The sequence below is a fragment of the Pseudomonas sp. LBUM1674 genome, assembly GCF_059695635.1.
On sequence record NZ_CP166779.1, the window covers coordinates 5,806,228 to 5,827,812 of the forward strand.

15 protein-coding genes are annotated in these 21,585 nt (G+C 57.9%); 7 read left to right on the top strand and 8 right to left on the bottom strand.

The genetic code is table 11. The annotated features are described in order from the left end of the window. Positions 1 to 77: 77 nt before the first annotated feature. Positions 78 to 5,213 (top strand): NEL-type E3 ubiquitin ligase domain-containing protein, encoded by a 5,136-nt coding sequence (locus ACA067_RS26655; protein ID WP_497459226.1) that lies wholly within the window; start codon positions 78 to 80, stop codon positions 5,211 to 5,213. Between the two features lie 89 nt (positions 5,214 to 5,302). Here ACA067_RS26655 and ACA067_RS26660 read toward each other — a convergent pair whose 3' ends face one another. From ACA067_RS26660 to ACA067_RS26685, 6 genes are all read right to left on the bottom strand, one after another. Beyond that, on the bottom strand, positions 5,303 to 6,562 hold the full coding sequence (locus tag ACA067_RS26660) for a hypothetical protein (RefSeq protein ID WP_497459227.1): 1,260 nt from the start codon (positions 6,560 to 6,562) through the stop codon (positions 5,303 to 5,305). Between the two features lie 55 nt (positions 6,563 to 6,617). Beyond that, a complete protein-coding gene (locus ACA067_RS26665) occupies positions 6,618 to 7,118 on the bottom strand; it encodes a CS1 type fimbrial major subunit (protein ID WP_497459228.1) in 501 nt (166 codons plus the stop codon). Positions 7,119 to 7,362: 244 nt separating this feature from the next. Then, positions 7,363 to 8,106 (bottom strand): molecular chaperone, encoded by a 744-nt coding sequence (locus tag ACA067_RS26670; RefSeq protein WP_497459229.1) that lies wholly within the window; start codon positions 8,104 to 8,106, stop codon positions 7,363 to 7,365. Between the two features lie 43 nt (positions 8,107 to 8,149). Next, positions 8,150 to 9,370: a hypothetical protein gene (locus ACA067_RS26675; RefSeq protein ID WP_497459230.1), complete on the bottom strand. Its 1,221-nt coding sequence runs from the start codon at positions 9,368 to 9,370 to the stop codon at positions 8,150 to 8,152. A 4-nt stretch (positions 9,371 to 9,374) separates the two neighbouring features. Further along, the gene (locus tag ACA067_RS26680; RefSeq protein WP_497459231.1) at positions 9,375 to 11,900 is read right to left on the bottom strand and encodes a CS1-pili formation C-terminal domain-containing protein; all 2,526 of its coding nucleotides are present in this window, start codon (positions 11,898 to 11,900) and stop codon (positions 9,375 to 9,377) included. A 109-nt stretch (positions 11,901 to 12,009) separates the two neighbouring features. Continuing rightward, positions 12,010 to 12,507 carry a CS1 type fimbrial major subunit gene (locus tag ACA067_RS26685; protein WP_497459232.1) on the bottom strand — a complete coding sequence of 166 codons (498 nt, stop codon included), beginning with the start codon at positions 12,505 to 12,507 and terminating at the stop codon, positions 12,010 to 12,012. A 517-nt stretch (positions 12,508 to 13,024) separates the two neighbouring features. On the opposite strand from ACA067_RS26685, the gene ACA067_RS26690 reads away from it, so the two are divergent. Both ACA067_RS26690 and ACA067_RS26695 read left to right on the top strand, forming a co-directional pair. Next, positions 13,025 to 13,606 (top strand): PadR family transcriptional regulator, encoded by a 582-nt coding sequence (locus ACA067_RS26690; protein ID WP_497459233.1) that lies wholly within the window; start codon positions 13,025 to 13,027, stop codon positions 13,604 to 13,606. Beyond that, positions 13,603 to 14,388 carry a siderophore-interacting protein gene (locus ACA067_RS26695; protein WP_497459234.1) on the top strand — a complete coding sequence of 262 codons (786 nt, stop codon included), beginning with the start codon at positions 13,603 to 13,605 and terminating at the stop codon, positions 14,386 to 14,388. Before ACA067_RS26690 ends, ACA067_RS26695 begins: the two co-directional genes overlap by 4 nt. A gap of 124 nt (positions 14,389 to 14,512) precedes the next feature. Here the strand turns inward: ACA067_RS26695 and ACA067_RS26700 are convergent, their stop codons facing one another. Further along, positions 14,513 to 15,172, bottom strand: a complete 660-nt coding sequence (locus ACA067_RS26700; RefSeq protein ID WP_497459235.1) for a Pr6Pr family membrane protein — start codon at positions 15,170 to 15,172, stop codon at positions 14,513 to 14,515. Between the two features lie 2 nt (positions 15,173 to 15,174). Further along, positions 15,175 to 15,405 (bottom strand): VF530 family protein, encoded by a 231-nt coding sequence (locus ACA067_RS26705; RefSeq protein ID WP_007944895.1) that lies wholly within the window; start codon positions 15,403 to 15,405, stop codon positions 15,175 to 15,177. Positions 15,406 to 15,808: 403 nt separating this feature from the next. On the opposite strand from ACA067_RS26705, the gene ACA067_RS26710 reads away from it, so the two are divergent. The 4 genes from ACA067_RS26710 to ACA067_RS26725 all read left to right on the top strand — a co-directional run bounded on the left by ACA067_RS26710 (position 15,809) and on the right by ACA067_RS26725 (position 21,296). Further along, complete coding sequence (locus tag ACA067_RS26710; RefSeq protein WP_497459236.1) at positions 15,809 to 17,191, top strand: carbohydrate porin; 1,383 nt, start codon at positions 15,809 to 15,811, stop codon at positions 17,189 to 17,191. 214 nt (positions 17,192 to 17,405) lie between these two features. Continuing rightward, a complete protein-coding gene (locus ACA067_RS26715) occupies positions 17,406 to 19,817 on the top strand; it encodes a glucose/quinate/shikimate family membrane-bound PQQ-dependent dehydrogenase (protein WP_497459237.1) in 2,412 nt (803 codons plus the stop codon). A gap of 539 nt (positions 19,818 to 20,356) precedes the next feature. Then, on the top strand, positions 20,357 to 20,719 hold the full coding sequence (locus ACA067_RS26720) for a DUF6124 family protein (RefSeq protein WP_497459238.1): 363 nt from the start codon (positions 20,357 to 20,359) through the stop codon (positions 20,717 to 20,719). A 64-nt stretch (positions 20,720 to 20,783) separates the two neighbouring features. Beyond that, positions 20,784 to 21,296 (top strand): PBECR2 nuclease fold domain-containing protein, encoded by a 513-nt coding sequence (locus ACA067_RS26725; protein WP_497459239.1) that lies wholly within the window; start codon positions 20,784 to 20,786, stop codon positions 21,294 to 21,296. Positions 21,297 to 21,585 lie beyond the last annotated feature (289 nt).

Below are 21,585 nucleotides of genomic sequence, written 5' to 3' on the forward strand. Positions count from 1 at the left end.
ACGCAGTTATTCAGACTTTTTTTTTGAGCCCCGACAGATAGGCTGATCACTCCTTAAAACAATCAAGGATGATTGCCATGACCGACTCCACCACGCCTGCCCAAAACACCGATAAAGGTCGGCACTACGACTTCATCAAGAACACCATCAGCGACACCTTCAAAACCGCTACCCTCAGCAGGGGCCTGGCCCTGGCGGCCACTCCATTGAACATGCAGCCGTGGTACACAACGGTGCCCGCCTCCCATCATGCCAAGCTCAAAGCCGCCAACCTCAAGGCCTGGGGCTCGCAGAACCAGGTGGATCAACTGTTCAAACAGCTACAGGACGTGCATTCGTTTGCCAAGCCCCTGCTCCAGGCGAAGCTCAAGGAACGCTACGGAATCGAGCATGACGTCAGCACGACTTACCTGCACCTATACCTGCCCAAGGATTTGCCCTGGTATACGCCGGTTAACGTGTTGGGCGGTGTCACTACCCGAACCGTCTCCCTGCTGGATGCGGCGCTGCACAACTTCGCCAAGAACGAAACGGTTCGTGCCGACTCGCAATTCATCACCCAACCCGACAATCGCGGGCACTTCGATGTCATTGCGCTCCAACACAAAATGACCATCAGCCAGTTCCAGGCACTTTGCCGGGAACTGGATATCGGTGCGCTTTACAAAACACACCTCGAAAGCTATCTGCTTCCCGGCGAACCGGTTGCCGAAGCCTTCATCAAGCTTAAGGTGACCGAAAGCCAGAAAGATGCACTCACCGTCGCCGCGCAACTGGCGTTGATGACCGGGCATATCCAGTACGACGCCTACAAGCTGATACTGGATCTGGCCAGGGACGAACCGCAACTGCGGCTCAATGGCAGACCAATGAAGTGCCGCGACCTGTCGATGATGGGGACGCACCTGACCGGAATTATGCTGCTGTACCCCGCCGAGCTCGACAGCAACGGCATTCGCCGTCTCATTGCGTACGTCCCGCAAGACCCGGATCACCCGCTGAAGGAGTACGAATCAACCGACCAGTTCATGACTGAACTGGCGCGCCAATTGCGCGAAAACAAAACCGGCGAATCATCAAAGCAAAGTTACCAACAATTCTTCAGCCAATTCGTCGATCAGCAGCAACGCGGGCACTTTTTCGCTGATCTTGATCAACGCCTCAGCACCTTGAAATGGCACGACAAGGAGGATCCGACGGATCAACGTCCAACGTGGCGCGAAGAGCCCATATCGTCCCCCCACTTACAATTCCAGCCCCTGAACTTCTCCGCAAATTACTGGGCACACACCTACCGGCAAAAACTCAACAAGATCCTCAACGACGCACGGGAAATCGCCGTGTCCACCGCCGACACGGACAGCAAGGCGCGCTGGGCCTGGTGGGACAATTTCAAGAAGATCGTATCGGACATTTTCAATGTCGCCCTGCTGGTCGCCACACCGTTCGTTCCGGGATTGGGCGAACTGATGATGGCCTATACCGCTTACCAACTGACCAGCGACGTGATTGAAGGGATTGTCGATCTGGCCGAAGGTCTCGGTCTTGAAGCGGCCGAACATGTGATCAGCGTGGTGACGGATGTCATTCAACTGGCGGCTTTCGGGGCGGCTGCTGAAATAGGCAGCGCGTTCAAGCTCAAACTGTCGCCGCTGGTCGAAGGCATGAAACCCGTCAAGCTACCCGATGGCAAACAAACGCTGTGGCATCCCGATCTTGCACCTTACGAACAAAAGAATCTCACCTTGCCCGCGGATTCGAAACCCAACGAACACGGCCTGCATCGAATCGCCAATCAAGACATCCTGCCGCTGGAAGACAAGTTCTACGTCGTCGAGAAAGCCTCGACAGAGCCGACCTCCAGCACGCACCGCATCAAGCACCCCACTCGTCCGACTGCCTACTCGCCCAAAATGGAACACAACGGTCACGGCGCCTGGGTGCACGAGGCGGAGAACCCGGGAGACTGGGAAGGTGAAACATTGATGCGCCGTCTCGGCCACAACGTCGATCGCTTTTCTCCCGCAGAGCTGGAGCAGATCCGCATCAGCAGCGGCACTGAGGACAATGCCCTGCGCCGGATGCATGTCGACAATGCCGCGCCTGCGCCGGTGCTGGCCGATACCATCAAGCGCTTCAGTGCGTATGACGAGATCCGGAAAGAGAGTGCGAACATCCGTGGCGGACGCCCGATCGATCCTTCGTCGGTCTGGTTTGAGCCGATGATGACCGGGCTACCGGGATGGCCTCCCGAGCGGGCGCTGAAGGTATTTGAAAGCGCCGACTTGACGGGCAATTCGCGCACCTATGGCAACACCGATGCAACGGACGGCAATACCTTGAGCATCAGTCTCGCCGATCTCACATCCGGCAAGCTGCCCGATCGCGTCGTGGGCTTTCTGAATGAGTCCGAGCTCAAGACCCTGCTCGGTAGCGATGTACCGAGTGCCGAACGCACCCAGGCATTACGTGATCACTTGGCGGACGCCGTCGACGCACGCAAAGGCGAGATATCCAGATATGTGTACCAGGCAGGGGAAAGGTCGAACGAGGCTGATGTGCGATTGCTGAGGCAAACGTTTCCGGACATTCCGCTCACCCTCACGGAAACAATCCTGACTCAGGCCAAGGCAGCCGAGCGGCAGAGAATGACTGATGAAAATCGCTTGCCGCTACGGGTGAAAACCCAGGCACGTGAATTCAATTTTGAAGCCTCCAGCGCTCGAGCCTACGACGGCTTTTATCGAGATGAGCTGGTGGTACCGGATACCGAGCGGCTGGCGCTGAACACGCTCAAATTCAATACCGACAGCTTTGGCGACTTGCGCATTGAGGTGCGTGACGGCACTTATGACGGCACGTTGCGTTGCAGCGTCGGCCCGGATGACGCTGCAACGGTTCGGCGGCTGATCAGGGATGAGCATGGCCAATACGAGGTGCTCGACGCAACCAACAAGAAGCTTCACGAAGCCGGCGACTTCTACGAATCGATTCTGCGCGCCCTGCCAGACGACAAACGTGCGGCCGTGGGCTACCAACGCGGTCAGGGCCGGCTGTTGAAATTGTGGATCATGGAAAAATGTGCCCCTGCTGCCGAACGCCGAACCGTGATGGCAGAACCGCCGATTCGCCCGGTTGCCGGTATCGAAACCGAGAGTCTGGTGCGTGGGTGGCCCTGGAATTCCAAGGCAAAGACCCCGCAAGAGAGGGTCCAGAACCTGTACCCGGAATTGAGCGAACAGCAAGCAAAAACTTTCGTTGAAGCGTTGCGCGCCAAGGGTGATCCCGACCAGGCCATTGACCGGCTCAGTGATGAACTCAAGGCGTTGCGCAATACATTACAAAGATGGCGTGACGAACAACTCCCCATGCTCGATAGCCATGATGTGCTTGACCCTAGCAAGGGCCTGCAAGACTTCAACCGCGGTGGCAGTCACATTTCTGAACGGCTCCTTGAATGTTTCGAACGCAAAAGCGAGGCATTCGGCGAACGCAGTGTCCATCCGGAAGGCGGCTATACGCTGGATTTGTCCAACGACTTGTTTGGTCCGAATCTCGATCGCTGGTGGAAGGATCTGCGTGAGCAACCCAATATAAAAAAATACCTCGACCAAGTGACCGTGCTGAACGTGGACAACGCGCGTTTTTCTCCTGGCCCCCAGGGCCTGTTGAGTGACTTCCCCCACATTCGTCATTTGAGCGCCCGCTACAGCAACCTGGCCGAACTACCGTCCAGTATCGGCAAGATGCATCTGCTCGAAACCTTGCGCCTGTCCAACAACAGCATCAGATTAACCCCGGAGTCCGCCGGCCAGTTGAGAGACCTCACTCACCTGGAGACGCTAAGGCTGGACGCAAATCCATTGATACAACCGCTGGATGTCGGTCGTATGCCCAGACTGAAAGTGCTGAGTCTGAGAACGACCGATCTCGACGCTTGGCCGGCGCGCCTTTTCAAGGACGGGGTTACCGCGAAATCTCGCCCGCGTGGTTTTCATCTGGACCTGCGGGGCAGTCCGGTCAAAACCATACCCGAGGTCGTGCCTGGCTCCGATCACGCGTTGATCGTGGCTCGCACGCGTCTGGATACAAAGAAGCTTTACGATGTCGATCGAGTCCGGTTGGGAACCTACCGCGAGTCGGTAGGCCTTGCTCCCGAACAAGCCTACGAACAGGCAGCGACCGATGAAATAGTCCACTGGAGGTCGTTACCGGACGACTCGGAAATTTTCAGTTTCTCCACTGGGGTCGGAACGTATCGGGCTGAGTCCTGGGACGATTTGGCGTCGGAACCCGGCGCCGAGGATTTTTTCAGAGTTATCCGCAAACAAAGAGAGAGTAAAGACTACGAGGATCCTGAGTCGCGAACACAGCTGACCAGGCGGGTCTGGCAGATGATCGATGCCGCCGCCCTGGACTCCGACCTGCGCGAGGAACTGTTTAAACAGGCCCGTCACCCTGAAACTTGCGCTGATGCCGGATCACAATTGTTCAACAACATGGGAGTAAAAGTGCTGGTGTCGAAGGCTCGCACGGAGTCGACGTCTGCACTGGATTTAGAAAACAACCTTGTCAAATTGGCCAAGAGTGCTGCTCGTCTGGAACAGGTCGGCGAGATTGCCAGAGTCGAGATCGGCTCTCAGCTCGAGAAGAGCAAGCGCGTACCGCGCGTACCGGATTACCACGCGCCGGATGAGGTGGAAGTGCATTTAGCGTTCGAGACGGGATTGGCCAAGCGTCTGGATTTACCGTGGCAGTCTGAAACCATGCGGTATCGGCTAACGTCCCGCGTCGACAACAAAATGATCGACACCGCCTATAGGACGGTCATCGAACGTGAAGAAGGTGACGGATTGGTCAACCAAATGATTGATCCATTCGAAAATCCGTTTTGGGATAAACATTTGCGAGCCACTCATCCGGCGGAGTTCAACTCCAATGATCGCCTTTTCACATCGAAACAAGCGCTGCTCGAAGATTTGCGCATAGCCCAAAACGACTATGCCAACGCCAAGGACACGAAGGAACTGGCCTCGCGCCATAGAACGCTTGAACAACTGGCCAGGCAGCTGCAGGTCACGGAGAGTGAAGTGTTTACCGGAGAAGAAATGACCGAGCAGTTTTATGAACAGCAACTGTCGGAGATGAGCTATGAACGAAACGAGCTGGCCAGAAAACTGACCCGTGAGGCGATGGCAAGCGCCGGAATCTAAAAATGCAACACGCCGTAGTCGCTATTGATTAATTCTGGGCCAGCCCCGAGTGTCATCCACTCGGGGCTGGTTTTCTATCGGAGCTTTGTTCAGCCTGATTCCGAATCCCAGATAACTGTGACATTGCCCGAATAGCTTCGGGAGAAGCCCGGCTTGAGCATTTCCTCAACCGCCCCACGCGCTACCTCAAAATGCAGAGTGCCGGGTTTGCGGTCCAGGTAAAAGCCAGGCTGAAACAGCTCGGTGCCACTGCCATCGCGCAGTAACGGACGCCGTTTCACTGGCTGCCCCACCGCATCCGTCAACCCGGCAGGCAGCGTGACGCCGACTTCGAGCGGCACCGCATGGCCAGCGGTCGGCTCCCACAAGGCACAGTTGTTACCACTGGCGTATTGGCATTGCAGACTCATCTTGAAGCGGCTCGAGACGGATATATTAAAAGTCTGATCGCGGAACAAACGAGTAGGTCTACGTCCTTGCGTCAACCAGGGCTGCCAACCGCCCTGCGGCTCCAGCACAACGCGATTGCCGCCCGGGGGAATGTCGACTTTCAGGGTGTGCGTCACGTCCAGGGAAAAATTCAGGGTCAGCTGCGGGTCGGCCGGGATCATGACATCGCCCATATCGAAATCCTGCCCCGGGCCGACGGTGTACGTCACAGTGCCTGTGTAAGCCCCCGAAACCATTTTCAGCGGATCAGGGGTGCGCAATTCGTACGCATATACAAAAAATTGATAACGCATGGCGAGTGGGATGTCGAATTTCGGTTTCTTGCTGCACACCCCGGCGCCTTCGGGGACTTTCCAGAAACTGTTGTAGCCATACTCGCCAGCTGTGGCCCCCTGCACGCTCTGGCAAGGGGGGGGCGCGTAGCTCCAGGCTCCACCTTCCCACAATTCGTTCCACCACTGTCCTCCCGTCAACTCGCGCACCGGCAGGGGAAGTAGCGTTTCATGACCAATGCCCGCGATCCTCAATTGTAGGACTTCGGTATCGCCCGAGCTGTGAGTGACGGTCACGTCTCGCCAGTCGGAAGGAATTTTCGCCATCCCCCCCTGACGTGGATCAGCATGATAGGCCAAAATCGGCGCATTGGCGGTGAATGGAATTCGGGCAACCAGGCTGAATAACCCCGAAGGCTCACATGCCGCTGGCACCTGACGACAAAACCCCTCCGACTGCGTCTGATTCTTGAACTGGTTTTTTTGCGGATTCGCCGCATCAGGCTGGAACGTGGCCTCAATGTTATGCACTTCAGCCCGCGCCACAACAGTGACCAGTGCCGACAGCAATCCGACGCACGCCGCGCCACTCCACCGTTTGATGCATTTCCTGCTGAACAAACTCATCGTCTTTATATCTCTGGCACAGTGTCTTGAAATCCAGCGTCTGGGCGCCCCGCCTTTACTCCCCTGGTGCGCTGGCACTGAACAACAGCAGTACGTTGCCGCTGTACTCCCCTGCCCGGTAACCCCCGGCCGGTTTCACGGGAGCGATCTCCAGCATCACTCGCTTGCCCGTCGCCGCATCGGCCGCCGACACCACTTGCCGCGGTGCAATGTCAGGGCTCAACTCCACCCCGTTGAAACTGACCCGCAGCGCAATGTCGTCGCCCGGCCTGCCATTCGACAGGTACGGGGCGGCTTCCAGGCGTGCTTCAATCGCGCTGGTGTTATGGCGCACATCGAAATTCTTGCGCACGCTGCTCAGGGTTGAATTCGAGAGGTTCCAGTTCATCCGCTGTGGCCGGTGGATCCAGTCCGATTCGGCCGGGATCACGTAAAACGAAAGCGTCGGGATAGCCACCGATACCTCGAAGGTGTGCTCTTCCCGGGCAGCCCAGGTCAAAGAGCCCGTCAGTGCGGTCATTGCCGTCAGCGCGACGGCGGCGCATTGCTTGATCATGTTTGTTACCCGTTGCGTCAGTGGAAGACCGGCCTGGCTGCTTTCGATTGGGTGCTTTTTGTGCTTGGAATGCTGGTTTGACGTCGCCACAAATCTCTGTGGGAGCGGGCTTGCCCGCGATGGCGGCATTCCCTGCGCCATTGATGTCGACCGACACACCGCCTTCGCGGGCAAGCCCGCTCTCACAGGGTGCTGCGGTGATATCGAGATTGAATTCCAGCCATGAAAAAGCACCCCGATGGGCCTAGCGGCTGGCGATCTTCAGGACTTTTTTGCTGTCGCCTTCGATCAGGATGAAGCGGTATTCGCGCCCCTTTTCCTTGTCGAAGCCAAATGACTTGCCGGCCATGACGTGGTGTTTGGTGGTCGCCCCACAGTCACTCTCATTGCTCAATGAGCAGCTTTTGAATTCATCGACGATAAGCACCGTGTTGCCGTTATTGCGTAACTCGTAGCGGCTGTCGGTCTCATTGATGGCGCTCTCAAAACGGGCGTTTTTCGGCCGAACGAAGAAGACCGTGCCGAACCCGGTCATCACGTTGACCCCCGCCGACAGGTTTTTTTTGTAGTCTTCGCGCTCTTCGCTGGAGACAGCGAACTCATCTTCCTTTTCCGGCACCACCGGCACGAAACGCACGCGGAAGTAACGCTCACGGTCGCGCTCACCCATGTACAACAGGCGAGTGCCCTGCATGCCCTGGGCCGGCACGATCAGCCGTGCAGGGCTGGCCATCACGCCGTTGCGAGACGCGCCATCGGCGGCGGTCTCGACCGGGATTTCCTTAGGTGTACCGTCGGTGTCGTAGACGATTTCCAACACGTTGACCTTTACAAAGGCCGTGCTGTCACCGCTGTTGAATACACGTTTCAGGTAAGTACTTTTATCAGCATCCAAATAGTCATACACAGTGCCGACATTGATCTGCGGCCCGGCCTGAACCGTCAGGGAATAAACACAGAACACACACATCCATAACAGACGCTTCATCACCCAGATCCTCACAAAAATTAAAAGATGGCCATGCCCAAGGTCAGACTTCGGAATCCCAGATCACGATGACATTGCCTGAATAGCGTCGGGAGACGCCCGGCTGGAGCATTTCCTGAACGGCGTCGCGGGCCACTTCGAAATGCAGGGTGCCGGGCTTACGATTTACGTAAACGCCAGGCCGGAACAATTCGGTACCTATACCGTCGCGCCGCAGTGGACGACGATTCACCGGTTGCCCCGCCGCATCAACCAGTCCAACGGGCAGCGTCACGCTGACTTCAAGCTGTACCGCGTGGCCGGCGGTCGGCTCCCACAATGCACAATTGCTACCACTGCCGTACTGGCATTGCAGGTTCATCTTGAAGCGGCTCGACGCGGATAAATTGAACGTCTGGTCGCGGAACAAACGTGTCGGTTTACGGCCCTGTGACAGCCAGGATTGCCAACCGCCTTGCGGTTCCAATATGACGCGATTGCCACCCGGCGGAATCTCCACTTTCAGGGTGTGCTGGACGTCGAGGATGAAGTCCAGGACCAGACTGCTGTCGTCCGGATGCATCAAAGGGCCCAAGTCGAAATCCGCGCCGGGGCCAAGGGTGTAGGGCAACGAGCCGGTGTACAGCCCGCTCGACATACCCAAGGGGTTAGGCGTGCGTAATTCATAGGCAATATCGAGCGTGTCGAACGACATGGAAGGAATTCTGAAAGCGGCCACCTTGGTACAATCGGCCTCCACCGGAGCTTTCCAGAAAAAACGATAACTGTGCGTGCCGTACAGCCCTACCCCGCTGTAACCACAAGGGGGAGGTGCATTGACCCAACTGCTATTGGTCCAAAGTTTCCGGTGGCCTTCCAGGTTGTCTGTTACCCCTGCCAGACTGGCCGCTGAATCACTCAAGTTGTAGGTAGAACCAATACCAATGATGCGCACCTCGACGGGTTCCGCTTCCTGGGTTTCCATATTGGTGACCGTCAGCTGTCTCCAGTTGGCCGGTACCTTCAAAGGAACGCCTTCGTCGGGTGCTATCGCGCGACTGGAATTGAAACGAACCGGAATCTGAATGCTGAACGTATTGTTATCGACGCACTCGCTCGGGTAACTGGCGCAGTAACCACTGTTCTCTGTTTTATTGATGAATTCATTTTTATTTGGCTTGGAAGGGTCCGGCGTGAACAACGCCCTGATCTCTTGATTCACCGCCTTTGCCGAAGGCAGTGCAACTGCCATCAACAGTCCAAGCAAACATGCAGACCTTTTCATACAATCAACCCGCCTTTTGATCCGTGGGTGTAGCATCGGCCAGAGTGTCCGGCGTGCAACGCAGATCTCCGATCATCAACACGTTGTTTTCACTGCGATGACGGCTCGCATCCAGGCGGAATTGACACAACAACTGATTGTCCTGGCGCACTTCCAGCGTCGGCGAGCCGGCGTTCATTTCCATCGAGAAGAACCCGTCAACTTCCGTCACCCCGCGGCTGGCGTGGTTGATCACGTGATGGCCCTTGAGCGGCCGTCCTTGCGCATCGACCAGTCGGCCGAGCACAGTCAGGGTTTTCATCACCCGGATCTTGCGGTACTCCACCCCGCCCTTGTTCAGGTGATAGCGGGTGCGCGCCGGCTCGATGGTGGCTGCCGGCACGTGATTGCCTTCGAAGTCGAAACTCACCGAGCTGTTGTGATACGCGGTAATCGGGATGAAGTTGCGTCCCGGCTTCAATGCCGCGCTGCCACCGCTGTAATCGTCGGCGCGCAGGGCGATGTCATCGAGGTCCGATTCCACATCGACAATCAGCCCCGCGCCGCGCACCTCATGCTGGCTGGTCAACAGCATTTGCTCACCACCGACGACCAGGGTGCTGTCCACGTTCAGGCCTCCGGTGTAGTTGCCGTTGTAGGACGAACGCTGAATGAAGCCATCGCCATTGATCGCGTCGGTGCGAAAATTCGCCAGGCTCGACACGCCGACGCCGTAGGTGTCGGTCAGTGCGGTCACCGAGACGTTTTGCAGTACATGATCCTTCAAGTCTTTGCGCCAGCCGATCGAGGCATTGTTGTCGCGGCTTCCATCCCGTGCGGTACGCGAACCGATGCTGCCGGTGATCTGCTGGCCGGGCGCGCCCAGCGCCAGATTGATGCTCAGGTCGACACCGCGATTGCGCGCATTGCCGCTGCTGAAACTGCCGGGACGGTCGAACAGCGACAGCCGCCAGTTGCCATCGCTGCCGAATAGCACGGTGCGTTGGTTCCAGCCCAGATCAAGGCCGACGCCTTCGATGTTGCCCTCGCTGTGGGATACCCGGGCGTTGATCGAACTCTTGCTGCTGAGCCGATGGTTGAGCGCCAGGGATGAGTTGCTGGTCTCACCGGCGAATACATTGCGCTGGCGGATCCGGGTACCGTCCGGCAGGGTTTCGTAGAGGTTGGTGGTATCCAGCCAGCTGCGGTTGTGGCTGACCACGATGCTACCGGAGCCATAGTTATAGAGGCTTTGCAGATCGAGGCCGGTGCCATGATCCTGTGTCTGGTAGACGTTGGCGTACAAGCTGATGTGGTTGGCCAGGGTCCAGTCGATGGAACTGCCGTATTGCAGTTTTTCGCGAATCTGCCGCGCCGACAGCCCGAGAATCACCCGTGGGTGCATCAGGTAATTGACCGAAGCGCCTGCCGTGGCACTGCCGTTGGCCTGTTGATCCCAGTTGCTGAGCAGTTTGTTTTCTTCTCCGGCAAACAGGTTATAGCGCCAGCGATCGTCGAGGTTGCGCCAGTTGTTGGGCTTGTACACCAGCTCCTGGGTGGTGGAGGTAATCTGGCCATCTTCAACCAGACGCACTTCCACTTCGTAGATCCCGCCCGGCAACGGACGGGTGTCGAGGGTCTGCAAGCCGGCGGGCACCGACTGGGTGTTGATCAGCAGACCGTCGCGGTAGATCTCCACCGATCCCTGGCGATTGGCCGTGACATAGATCGGATAGACGCTGGGCATCGGGCTGTTGATCGCCAGGCTGTCGGAGCTGCCATACATGACGCCGACGGCGGTATCGGGGCTGGTGCCAAACGTGCGCGGTTGGCGGGTCAGCCCTTCGGAATTGGGGGTGAAATAGCCCAGGCGCAGAAAACTGCCTTGCAGTTCGCGCTGGGTGTAGAGCTCATGCACTGCGTGGTAAAGCTTGTCATCCGGACCGCCGAGGCGGGCCAGCTGCATGTTGAACGTCTGGCTCCAGTTACCCAGGCTCGCGCTCGCTTCAAGTCCGAAGCGACCGCCCAGGTCCTGATCCTGGCCACCATTGAGGTTGAGCTGGTTACGCACCATCAGACCGCGGCTGCCGCCATCGGGCTGCTCGTAATAACGCTTGGCTTGCACATCGCGCTCAGCGTTTTCGGTGAGGATCGAGACCAGCGAGTTTTCCAGGTTGTAGTGCACGGCCAGCACCTGATCCGGACATGAACCGGAGCAATTGCCCAGCAGCACGCCTGGCTTGAGATAACTCGCCCATTTTTCCCGCTCAACGGGGCCAAAGCGGTTGTCGCTGGTGTCGGTGAATTCGAGCAGGGTGATGCGATCATCACGAGACAGCACTACCATCGCCTCCCCCAGCGGCTGTTGATCGAGTTCCACCCGAACAGCCAGAGGCACATCAAAGAAATGCTCCTCGAAATCCGCCGGCAGACCTTTGGCCTGCGCCAACAGACTGCGCGGTGTCGTTCCGGCGGAAGAAACGGGAGCCGCCACTGCACTGGCACAAAACAACAGCGCAAGCGCAGCCGCGATGGGTGTCATCGGGAACATGAACTCTTACTCTGATTACGAACAAGTTGAAGTCCGACGGGACAAATACTTATTATCCCGTCGGGTAACGCGACCTGGACCAGTCAGCGTTTAGTACCTGATCGCTCGATCAACGAGTGGCGACTGGAGGAACGGCGTCGAAGGTCATTGCCACGACACCGGTGTAATCGCCAGCAGGGGGAATTGTCGTTGCATCCGCCAAAGCAATGTTCATCGGCGCACGGTAATTCACGTCTGACTCGGCCTCACCCACAATCGGTTGCGGAGTTGTCGACAGTTCAACGTTATTGATTGTGACTTTCAGAGCAGCGGTATTGGAGCCAGAGATCAATGTTGCTGGGCTGTCCAGGCTGGCGTTAACCGAACCATTGTTGTTACGGATATCGAAGAACCCGTTAACCTCACGCATTTTGCCAGAACTCGGCTGGAAGCTCATGTCCTGGTCCTTGTTGACCAGCTCAGGATCGGTCGGTACCACGTAGAAACCGTTGGTCGGCACGTGGGCGACGATGCTGATGGAGTGAGCGGCTTCGCCCGCGGCAAATGCCCCGGTGGAACCCAGCGCCAGAAGAGCCAATGGGGCAGCGATTGCGAATTTCTTGAACATCGTTCAGTACCTGTTTACTTGATTAGGATCGGTTCATTGAAAGTTCAAAAGTCGCTTCCCTGTCATGGGTCGTTTTGTTTGAACTTCCAACGCCGGTGCATCTTCGCCTTCCCGTTCCGGAAAGTAAGCAGGCAACTTCCTAGGAGCGCGTAGTAAAACCACCTTACAACTCGAAGGAAAAAGATACAAAAAATCAGAATGTAAAACAGTGACTGTAAGTTGCGGACTACATACAGATTTATTAAAAAAACCATACAGGGATTTCGCGTAATAGATACTAGACTTATAAGGACTTTAGAATAAAAGCTCAACCATTATTAGAGCAATTGCTTTAAGTAATTCAAAAACCCTGATTTCGCAAAAAAACACCCGTCATTCGGGGATATTTTCTGCGCAATTACACAGTTTCAGTGAACCACCGCTCGTCTAAAGGACCTGCCTCTGGCAAAAAAACGTCTTGCTCTTTCTCTAAGATATATCTTAAGTTGTATCTAAACACGACGAGAGCAAGCAAAAAATGAGAGACCATCATTCCCAGCACCGTGAACATAACGATGGCCGCGACGGCTTCGAAAAACGTCCGGGGCCCGGCCGCGAACGTGGTGGGCGCGGCCCGCGGGTCTTCGCCCCGGGCGATTTGAAATTGCTGCTGCTGGCGCTGATTGCCGAGCAGCCCTGCCACGGCTACGACCTGATCCGCCAGATCGAAAACATGTTCGACGGCGCCTACAGCCCCAGCCCCGGCGTGATCTATCCGACCCTGACCTTTCTGGAAGAAAGCGAAATGATTCAGGGCGACGCCGAGGGCGGGAAAAAACGCTACAGCGTGACCGACGCCGGTCGCGTTTCCTTGAGTGAGCAAGTGATTGCCCTGGACGGCGTGCGCATGCGCATCGAAGTCAGCAAGCGCTCATTGCGCGGCCATGATCGGCCGGCCGAAATTCACGAAGCCGTGCACAACCTGCGCCATGCCTTGCAAATGCATCATGGTCGCTGGAGTCCGGAAGAAATCCTGCGAGTGCGCGACCTGCTCAACAACACCGCCAAAGCCATCGTCGACGGCCCCGCCGTTCAAGCCGCACAGGAGAAAGCCGAATGACCGATGTTGATACCCAAGCCATTCACCGCGTCATGCATGAAATCAAACGTCGTCGCCTGCAAGTACTGCGAGTGGTCGACCTGACCCCGAGGATGCGCCGGATTACCTTGGGCGGCCCTGAGCTGGCAGGCTTCGTCAGCCTCGGCACCGACGATCACGTCAAACTGCTGTTCCCGCAGAACGCGGCGGAACAGGCAACGCTGGAAACCCTGGTCCTCGGGGCCGGCAAAGACCAAGGCCCGATGCCAGCCATGCGCGACTACACCCCGCGACGTTATGACCTCGACACGCTGGAGCTGGACATCGACTTCGTGCTGCACGGTGACGGCCCGGCCGCGACCTGGGCCGAACAGGCAAAACCCGGCCAGTTCCTGCACATCGGCGGACCACGGGGTTCGATGATCGTGCCGGATATATTCGACAGCTACCTGCTGATCGGCGACGAGACCGCCCTGCCCGCCATTGCCCGGCGCCTGGAAGGCCTGGCGGCCAACCGCCGGGCACTGGTGATCGTGGAGGTGGAGAACGGCGCCGAACAGCAAAAGCTCGAAAGCCCGGCGCAGGTCGATGTGATCTGGGTATTGCGTGAAGGCGGCAGGAACAACCTGCTGACGACCGTGAAAGAGCAGCAGGTGCCCAGCGGCAATCTGTACGCCTGGGTGGCGACCGAGACCAAAGTGTCGCGGCAGATTCGTCGGGTGTTGCTGGATGAGCATGGGCTGGACGAGCAGTTCGTCAAAGCAGTGGGCTATTGGCGGCTGGATGACAGTTCTGACGAATGACAGCCTCTAGGGCCCTATCGCGGGCAAGCCCGCTCCCACAGGTTATCACTGGAGTTCACAGATTCTGTGCACACCCAATAACCCTGTGGGAGCGGGCTTGCCCGCGAAGGCGATTTCAGCATCGCTACAGGTCCGCCCCCCTGCCAAGTCGCGCCGGCCATCGATCCAACGCGATCAACAGCAATCCAATCCCCACAAACCCCACCAGCAACCCACCCGCATTGATAAACACCTGTGGATAACCCAACTTGTCGACATTAACGAACGGATACGGATAAGCGGCCAGCAGATGCCCACGCAGCAACGCATAAGCGAAGTACACCAGCGGATAGATCAACCACAGCGCGATGTGCCGTAGACCTAAGGTGCCTTTGGGCACACAGCACCACCACCAGCCCAGAAACAGCAGCGGCATCACATCATGCATCAGCTCATCAGCCAGGAACTGCCAGCCTTCGGGGTGCCATAAATGGCGCAACAACAGGCTGTACGCCAACCCCACCACAGCCATACTCACCGCAATGCCACTGCTCACCCCCGGCTGCAAAAACCAGCGTCGCGCCGCCGACTCGCGGGACGTCAGCTCACACGTCAGCACAGTGGCCACCAGCGTGTTGGTCAGCACGGTGAAATAGCTGAAGAAACTCACCAAGCCGCCCAGCAGGCTGGCTTCGATACTCCAGCGCAAGTAAAGAATCAGATACAGCTGAATGCTCAATCCCGTCCAGCCGAGGATGGCAGCCATGGCAACAAAGCGACGCCGCGCGGCAGACGGTCTGACCATGTTCAGACCGGACGCTTGGTGCGCATCAACTTCACATACAAGCGTTCGACCTTCTCCCGCGCCCACGGGGTTTTGCGCAGGAAGGTCAGGCTGGATTTAATGCTCGGGTCGCTCTTGAAGCAGCGGATATCGATGCGCTCGGCCAGCCCCGACCATTCGTAGTGCTCTACCAGGGCATTGAGGATCTGCTCGAGCGTCACGCCGTGCAGCGGGTTGTTGTTCTGTTCGGTCATGCCAGGCCTTCGAGCGAGTAGGAATTGGAAGCCGCGCACCTTAGCCGAGGGCTTCCTCCGGGGAAAGCGATCTGTGCGCTACTCGTTAAATGTAGGTGAACCTGTAGGAGCTGGCTTGCCAGCGAAGGCAATTTCATAGGCGACGAAACTGTTGACTGATCCCCGCTTTCGCTGCGGTGCGGCGATCCGACAAGCCAGCTCCTACAGGGATCTTCGGTGGATATGGGATTTGTGTATTCGCCGACTGTTACCAAATTCGAAAGGATCCATGTCAGTAAAAGTCCTTTCTCTATGTGTAACAGGACATTATCCTTACACCCGCCAAGCTGAAACGCTTCCGCCGCCCGCTTCATCTCTGCTGCTTTCCGTTCATCCCCAGAAAAAGATCAAGAATTTCTTCCCTATGCCTTATTTTCAATCTTCGCGAGACAGCGCTGTCTACACGACTGTTGCCAGCCGAAAAGTCCTGAACATGATGGGCGGTTTCGCCGCTTTAAGCCTCGCGACCTGTGTTCAGGCTGCTCCGGCTTTCGACAGCGATTCACCGTGGATGCTCGGCGACTGGAATGGCACGCGCACCGAGCTATCGGCAAAAGGCTACGACTTCAAAGTCGATTACACCGGTGAAATGGGCAGCAATCTGCATGGCGGCTACGACCACGATCGCACCGCCCGCTACAGCGATCAGTTCGGCTTTGGCACCCACCTGGACCTGCAAAAAATCCTCGGTTGGGACGACGCCGAATTCCAGCTGACCATCACCGAGCGCAGCGGCAACAACATCAGCAACGACCGGATCAATGACCCACGGGTCGGTGGTTTCACCTCGGCCCAGGAAGTCTGGGGGCGTGGCCAGACCTGGCGCCTGACGCAGATGTGGTATCAGCAGAAATTCTTCGACCAGAAGCTCGACATCAAGGTCGGTCGCTTTGGCGAAGGCGAGGACTTCAACAGCTTTCCCTGCGATTTCCAGAACCTGGCGTTCTGCGGCTCGCAGGTCGGTAACTGGGTCGGGGGCATCTGGTACAACTGGCCGGTCAGCCAGTGGGCGATGCGGGTCAAATATCACCTGACGCCGGAGCTCTACGCGCAGATCGGCGCTTACGAGCAAAACCCGTCGAACCTTGATCGCGATAATGGTTTCAAGCTCAGCGGCAGTGGCACCCAGGGCGCGATTCTGCCCGTGGAACTGGTGTGGTCGCCGAAGCTCAATGGCCTGCCGGGTGAATACCGCGCCGGTTACTACTACAGCAACGCCAACGCTACCGATGCCTACAAGGACAGCAATGGCCAACCGGCGGCCCTCAGCGGCGAGGCTTACCGCAGCGCGTCAAGCAAACACGGCGTGTGGCTCGGTGTGCAACAGCAACTGACCAGCCGCGCCAGCGACAACTCCCGCGGCTTGAGCGTGTTTGCCAACGGCACGATGCACGACAAGAAGACCAACGCCATCGACAACTATGTCCAGGCCGGCGTCGTCTACAAAGGCCTGTTCGATGCCCGCACCCGGGACGATATCGGTTTCGCCGTCGCTCGGGTTCACGTCAACCCGGCCTATCGCAAGAACGCCGAGGCGACCAACCAGGCTCGCGCGGTATCCGATTACGACGACCCGTCGTTCCTGCCACCGCAAGACACCGAATACAGCGCCGAACTCTATTACGGCGTGCACGTCACGAACTGGCTGACCGTGCGCCCGAACCTGCAATACATCCGCCACCCCGGTGGCGTGGACAAGGTCGATGACGCACTGATTGGCGGGATCAAGATCCAGTCGTCGTTCTAACAAACACCACAACACCCTGTAGGAGCTGGCTTGCCAGCGAAGGCGGTGTGTCAGCCGGCGCAGATGTCAACTGACAGTCCGCTTTCGCTGGCAAGCCAGCTCCTACAGGGGACCGCATCAACCGAACCATTTTTATCTGAACCCTGCCCGCACAGGATCATCATCTACAGTGAACTTGCGCGGGACTACTTAAAACGTCACGGAGAACCACACTATGAGCACTGATGGTGCTTTGAGTCGAAGCCGTCTGCTGCCGAGCCTGCTCGGTATCCTGCTTCTGCTAATGGGCCTGGCCATGCTGGCCGGGGGGATCAAGCTGAGCCTGCTCGGCGGCTCGCTGTATTACCTGTTGGCCGGCATCGGCCTGGCACTCACCGGCCTGCTGCTGATTGCCGCGCGCCGCGCTGCGCTGGGCCTGTACGCACTGGTGCTGTTCGCCAGCACCCTGTGGGCCCTGTGGGAAGTCGGCCTCGACTGGTGGCAACTGGTGCCGCGCCTGGCCATGCTGTTTGCATTGGGCATCGTCATGCTGCTGCCGTGGTTCCGTCGTCCGCTGTTGCGCACAGGCGCTGCGCCGATGGGCACCGGCGCCTTGAGCGTGGCCATGGTGCTGGCGGGCGTTGCCGCGCTGGCCAGCCAGTTCACCAACCCCGGTGAAATCAAAGGCCAACTGGACCGCGACAGCGTGCCGGGCATGACCAACACCGCCCCGGCCATGCCGGACGGTGACTGGAACTCCTACGGCCGCAGCGCCCATGGCGATCGTTACTCGCCACTGGCCCAGATCACCCCGCAGAACGTGAATAAACTGGTACCGGCCTGGACCTACCGCACCGGCGACCTGCCAGGGCCGAACGACCCGGGTGAAACCACCGCCGAAAACACTCCGCTGAAAGTCAACGGCATGCTCTACGTGTGCACGCCGCACAGCCAGGTCATCGCCCTGGACCCGGACACCGGCAAGGAAATCTGGCGTTTCGATCCGAAGCTCTCCACGCAGAACGCGGAGAATTTCAAGGGTTGGGCGCACATGACCTGCCGTGGCGTGACCTATCACGATGATGCCGTCTATGCCTCCGAGCAGAGCCCGACCGGTACTGCCAGCACGACGCCCGTCAGCACCGTCTGCCCACGTCGCATCTTCCTGCCTACCGCCGATACGCGCCTGATCGCCCTCGACGCCGACACCGGCAAGATGTGCGAAGACTTCGGTGACAAAGGCCAGGTCGATCTGCGCGCCAATATCGGCGGTTTTACTGCTGGCGGCTACTACTCCACCTCGCCACCGGCGGTCACCAAGGATCTGGTGGTGATTGGCGGCCACGTCACCGACAACGTCTCCACCGACGAGCCCAGCGGCGTGATCCGCGCGTTCGACGTGCACACCGGCAAGCTGGTGTGGAACTGGGACAGCGGCAACCCGGACGACACCACCCCGATTGCCGAAGATGAGGTCTATACCCGCAACTCGCCTAACATGTGGTCCATGTTCGCCGTCGACGAAAAACTCGGCATGCTTTACCTGCCGATGGGCAACCAGACCCCGGATCAGTTCGGTGGCGATCGTACGCCTGAATCGGAACTGCACGCCGCCGGCCTGACCGCCCTCGATATCGCGACCGGCCAGGTGCGCTGGCACATGCAGTTCACTCACCATGACCTGTGGGACATGGATGTCGGTGGCCAGCCAACCCTGATGGACCTGAAAACCGCCGATGGCGTGAAGCCGGCGGTACTGGCGTCCACCAAGCAAGGCAGCATCTACGTGCTGGACCGCAGCACCGGCAAACCGATCGTGCCAATCCACGAAGTACCGGTGCCGCAAGGCGCTGTCGAAGGTGACCGCACCTCGCCGACCCAGCCGAAGTCCGAGCTGAACCTGATGCCGCCGCCGTTGCAAGAACGCGACATGTGGGGCGTCACCCCGTTCGACCAGCTGATCTGCCGGATCGACTTCAAATCCATGCGCTACGACGGCCCCTTCACCCCGCCATCGCTGCAAGGCTCGATCGTTTATCCAGGCAACTTCGGCGTGTTCGACTGGGGCGGCATCGCGGTTGACCCGGTGCGTCAGATCGCTTTCGTGAACCCGAGCTACATGGCGTTCAAATCGAAAATGATCCCGGCGTCGGAAATCGCCGCCCAAGGCCCGCGTAAAAGCGAAACCGAAGGCGTGCAGCCGAACAAAGGCGCGCCGTACGGCGTGGTCCTCGAAGCACTGCTGTCACCAATGGGCCTGCCGTGCCAGGCGCCAGCATGGGGTTACGTGGCGGCGATCGACCTGACCACCAGCAAAACCATCTGGATGCACAAGAACGGCACCGTGCGCGACAGCTCGCCGGTTCCGATTCCCCTGAGCATGGGCGTGCCAAGCCTGGGCGGGACTTTCACCACCGCCGGTGGCGTGGGCTTCCTCAGCGGCACCCTTGACCAGTACCTGCGCGCCTACGACGTGAAAAACGGCAAGCAATTGTGGGAAGGCCGCCTGCCAGCCGGCGCGCAAACCACACCGATGACCTACACCGGCAAGGACGGCAAGCAATACGTGCTGGTCGTAGCCGGCGGTCACGGTTCGCTGGGCACCAAGCAAGGTGACTATGTGATTGCGTACAAACTGTCCGAGTAAGTTTTAGCGGCAGTCAAATCAAAGGCGACTCCCGTGAGGGGGTCGCCTTTTTTTGTGTCTGATGCAATCCCCGCCACACCCCCAAATCCCTGTGGGAGCGAGCTTGCTCGCGATGACAATCTAACATTCAACAATGATGTCGACTGATACACCGCTATCGCGAGCAAGCTCGCTCCCACATTTTGATCGAGTCGGCCTGAAAAATTTGCGCACGTCCTACAGATTTAGCGGGTCCTGGGGAGGATTCCGACAGGCTCTATCGGTTGTCGTGTCGGAAGTTGGAAGGATAGGCTTTGGAAGTCGCTGCAAATCAGCGATCGGGCGTCGCGGCCCGAATTAGCTTACTTGGTGCATAATCACCCGCCCCAACCGACAACCCTTCAATGCTTGTCGTTTGGTCTTATGGTGGCTGTGCGTGGGATACCTTCGGGTATGCCGGGTTTTCCAAGTGGCTCGGTCCGCGAACCTGCGCACAGCTGCCACCTTTGATTGCGTCGCGGCGATCAGTGGCAGCTCCATTACCTACTTGGAGCTTCACCATGTTCAAACAAACCCCGAATCCCCCCGAAACCGACGCCGTTTCCCCCTGCGAATCCGCCGACTCAAACAAACCCAACGATGCCGCCGAACGCGCCCTCGATGTCCATTTCCCGTCGATGGCCGACATCAAGGCCACCCCGCGCACGCCCAACACCCTGTTCACAGTGGACCCAAAGGCCACGACCGAAACCCTCGTGGTTTATCTGGTCGAGACGCTGGCCTCAGTCGACGTGATGGTTCATCACCTGGTGGATCATCTGGACGGCGGGTCGCGCAATGCCCTGTTGGGTATATCGAACAGCATCATGCTGGCGGAGATCACGGCGAATCGGGTGCTGGATCAAATTGACCCACCGCATTAAGCGTGGTGCACACTGAGGCGTAAAAAACGGTCTGGAGGGTGCCGGGCATCTATGGACGCTTCGAATGCCGCCGATAAGAGAAAAGAAAAATCAACCTACGTGGGTTGAGCATGGATTGCCCGATCTGCGTAGTCTTGAGCGTGAGTTGCGTTCGGCCGCGATAGAAGAAATTGATGCAGCATCTGATCATGAGACAGCGATTGAGCTGGTGGCGCACCACTTGGGATTCATCGATCCTGCCGTCATTTCAATTGATGTCGTTACCCCCCTGGGACTGGTGACAATCCATAGGGGCAGCATCTATCACATCGTAGAAAAACGGTCTGATGCACGTGAGCGCTATGTCAAGATTGCACTTGATACGCTGAGTGGACCGCTGGAAGTCTGGAAGGTCGCCTATGACGATGATTCATACCGCCTGGCCTACATCGGAGCGTATGAGGCCAAAAGGCAAATGTTGGTGGTGGTTTCAATCAGGGACGGTCTGATGCTTTGGAACTTCATGCAAACCGACGCCAAGTCGCTGAACAAGCATCGTCACGGGGTGCTGCTGCATAAACGTTATGAGGCTTTCTGACCGCCAAAGAAAAAGGGCAGCTCTTTCGGACTGCCCTTAAAAATCTTGCTTGATATTCATATACACACCCTCAAGCAGGGGTGTGGAGGTCTCACCCTACGCTGATGTCCAGCCATCGACGGGGTTCCTACGCCAGTTATTGCCGCTGGAGGCAACTGGTTTCGCGCTCACGACCATTATTAACGCCCCATCAAAAAAGAGCAACCGCCTGGCAATCATTGGCTCCCCAGTAGATCAATCATCGTGACGCGAAGCTTGCGCCAAGCCTTTCCTTGACCTGCGCAACCGC

Excerpts from the sequence above, each read along its gene's own strand:
- ACA067_RS26655 (WP_497459226.1), top strand. The coding sequence starts at position 78 with ATGACCGACTCCACCACGCCTGCCCAAAACACCGATAAAGGTCGGCAC.
- ACA067_RS26660 (WP_497459227.1), bottom strand. The coding sequence starts at position 6,562 with ATGAGTTTGTTCAGCAGGAAATGCATCAAACGGTGGAGTGGCGCGGCG.
- ACA067_RS26665 (WP_497459228.1), bottom strand. The coding sequence starts at position 7,118 with ATGATCAAGCAATGCGCCGCCGTCGCGCTGACGGCAATGACCGCACTG.
- ACA067_RS26670 (WP_497459229.1), bottom strand. The coding sequence starts at position 8,106 with ATGAAGCGTCTGTTATGGATGTGTGTGTTCTGTGTTTATTCCCTGACG.
- ACA067_RS26675 (WP_497459230.1), bottom strand. The coding sequence starts at position 9,370 with ATGAAAAGGTCTGCATGTTTGCTTGGACTGTTGATGGCAGTTGCACTG.
- ACA067_RS26680 (WP_497459231.1), bottom strand. The coding sequence starts at position 11,900 with ATGTTCCCGATGACACCCATCGCGGCTGCGCTTGCGCTGTTGTTTTGT.
- ACA067_RS26685 (WP_497459232.1), bottom strand. The coding sequence starts at position 12,507 with ATGTTCAAGAAATTCGCAATCGCTGCCCCATTGGCTCTTCTGGCGCTG.
- ACA067_RS26690 (WP_497459233.1), top strand. The coding sequence starts at position 13,025 with ATGAGAGACCATCATTCCCAGCACCGTGAACATAACGATGGCCGCGAC.
- ACA067_RS26695 (WP_497459234.1), top strand. The coding sequence starts at position 13,603 with ATGACCGATGTTGATACCCAAGCCATTCACCGCGTCATGCATGAAATC.
- ACA067_RS26700 (WP_497459235.1), bottom strand. The coding sequence starts at position 15,172 with ATGGTCAGACCGTCTGCCGCGCGGCGTCGCTTTGTTGCCATGGCTGCC.
- ACA067_RS26705 (WP_007944895.1), bottom strand. The coding sequence starts at position 15,405 with ATGACCGAACAGAACAACAACCCGCTGCACGGCGTGACGCTCGAGCAG.
- ACA067_RS26710 (WP_497459236.1), top strand. The coding sequence starts at position 15,809 with ATGCCTTATTTTCAATCTTCGCGAGACAGCGCTGTCTACACGACTGTT.
- ACA067_RS26715 (WP_497459237.1), top strand. The coding sequence starts at position 17,406 with ATGAGCACTGATGGTGCTTTGAGTCGAAGCCGTCTGCTGCCGAGCCTG.
- ACA067_RS26720 (WP_497459238.1), top strand. The coding sequence starts at position 20,357 with ATGTTCAAACAAACCCCGAATCCCCCCGAAACCGACGCCGTTTCCCCC.
- ACA067_RS26725 (WP_497459239.1), top strand. The coding sequence starts at position 20,784 with ATGCCGCCGATAAGAGAAAAGAAAAATCAACCTACGTGGGTTGAGCAT.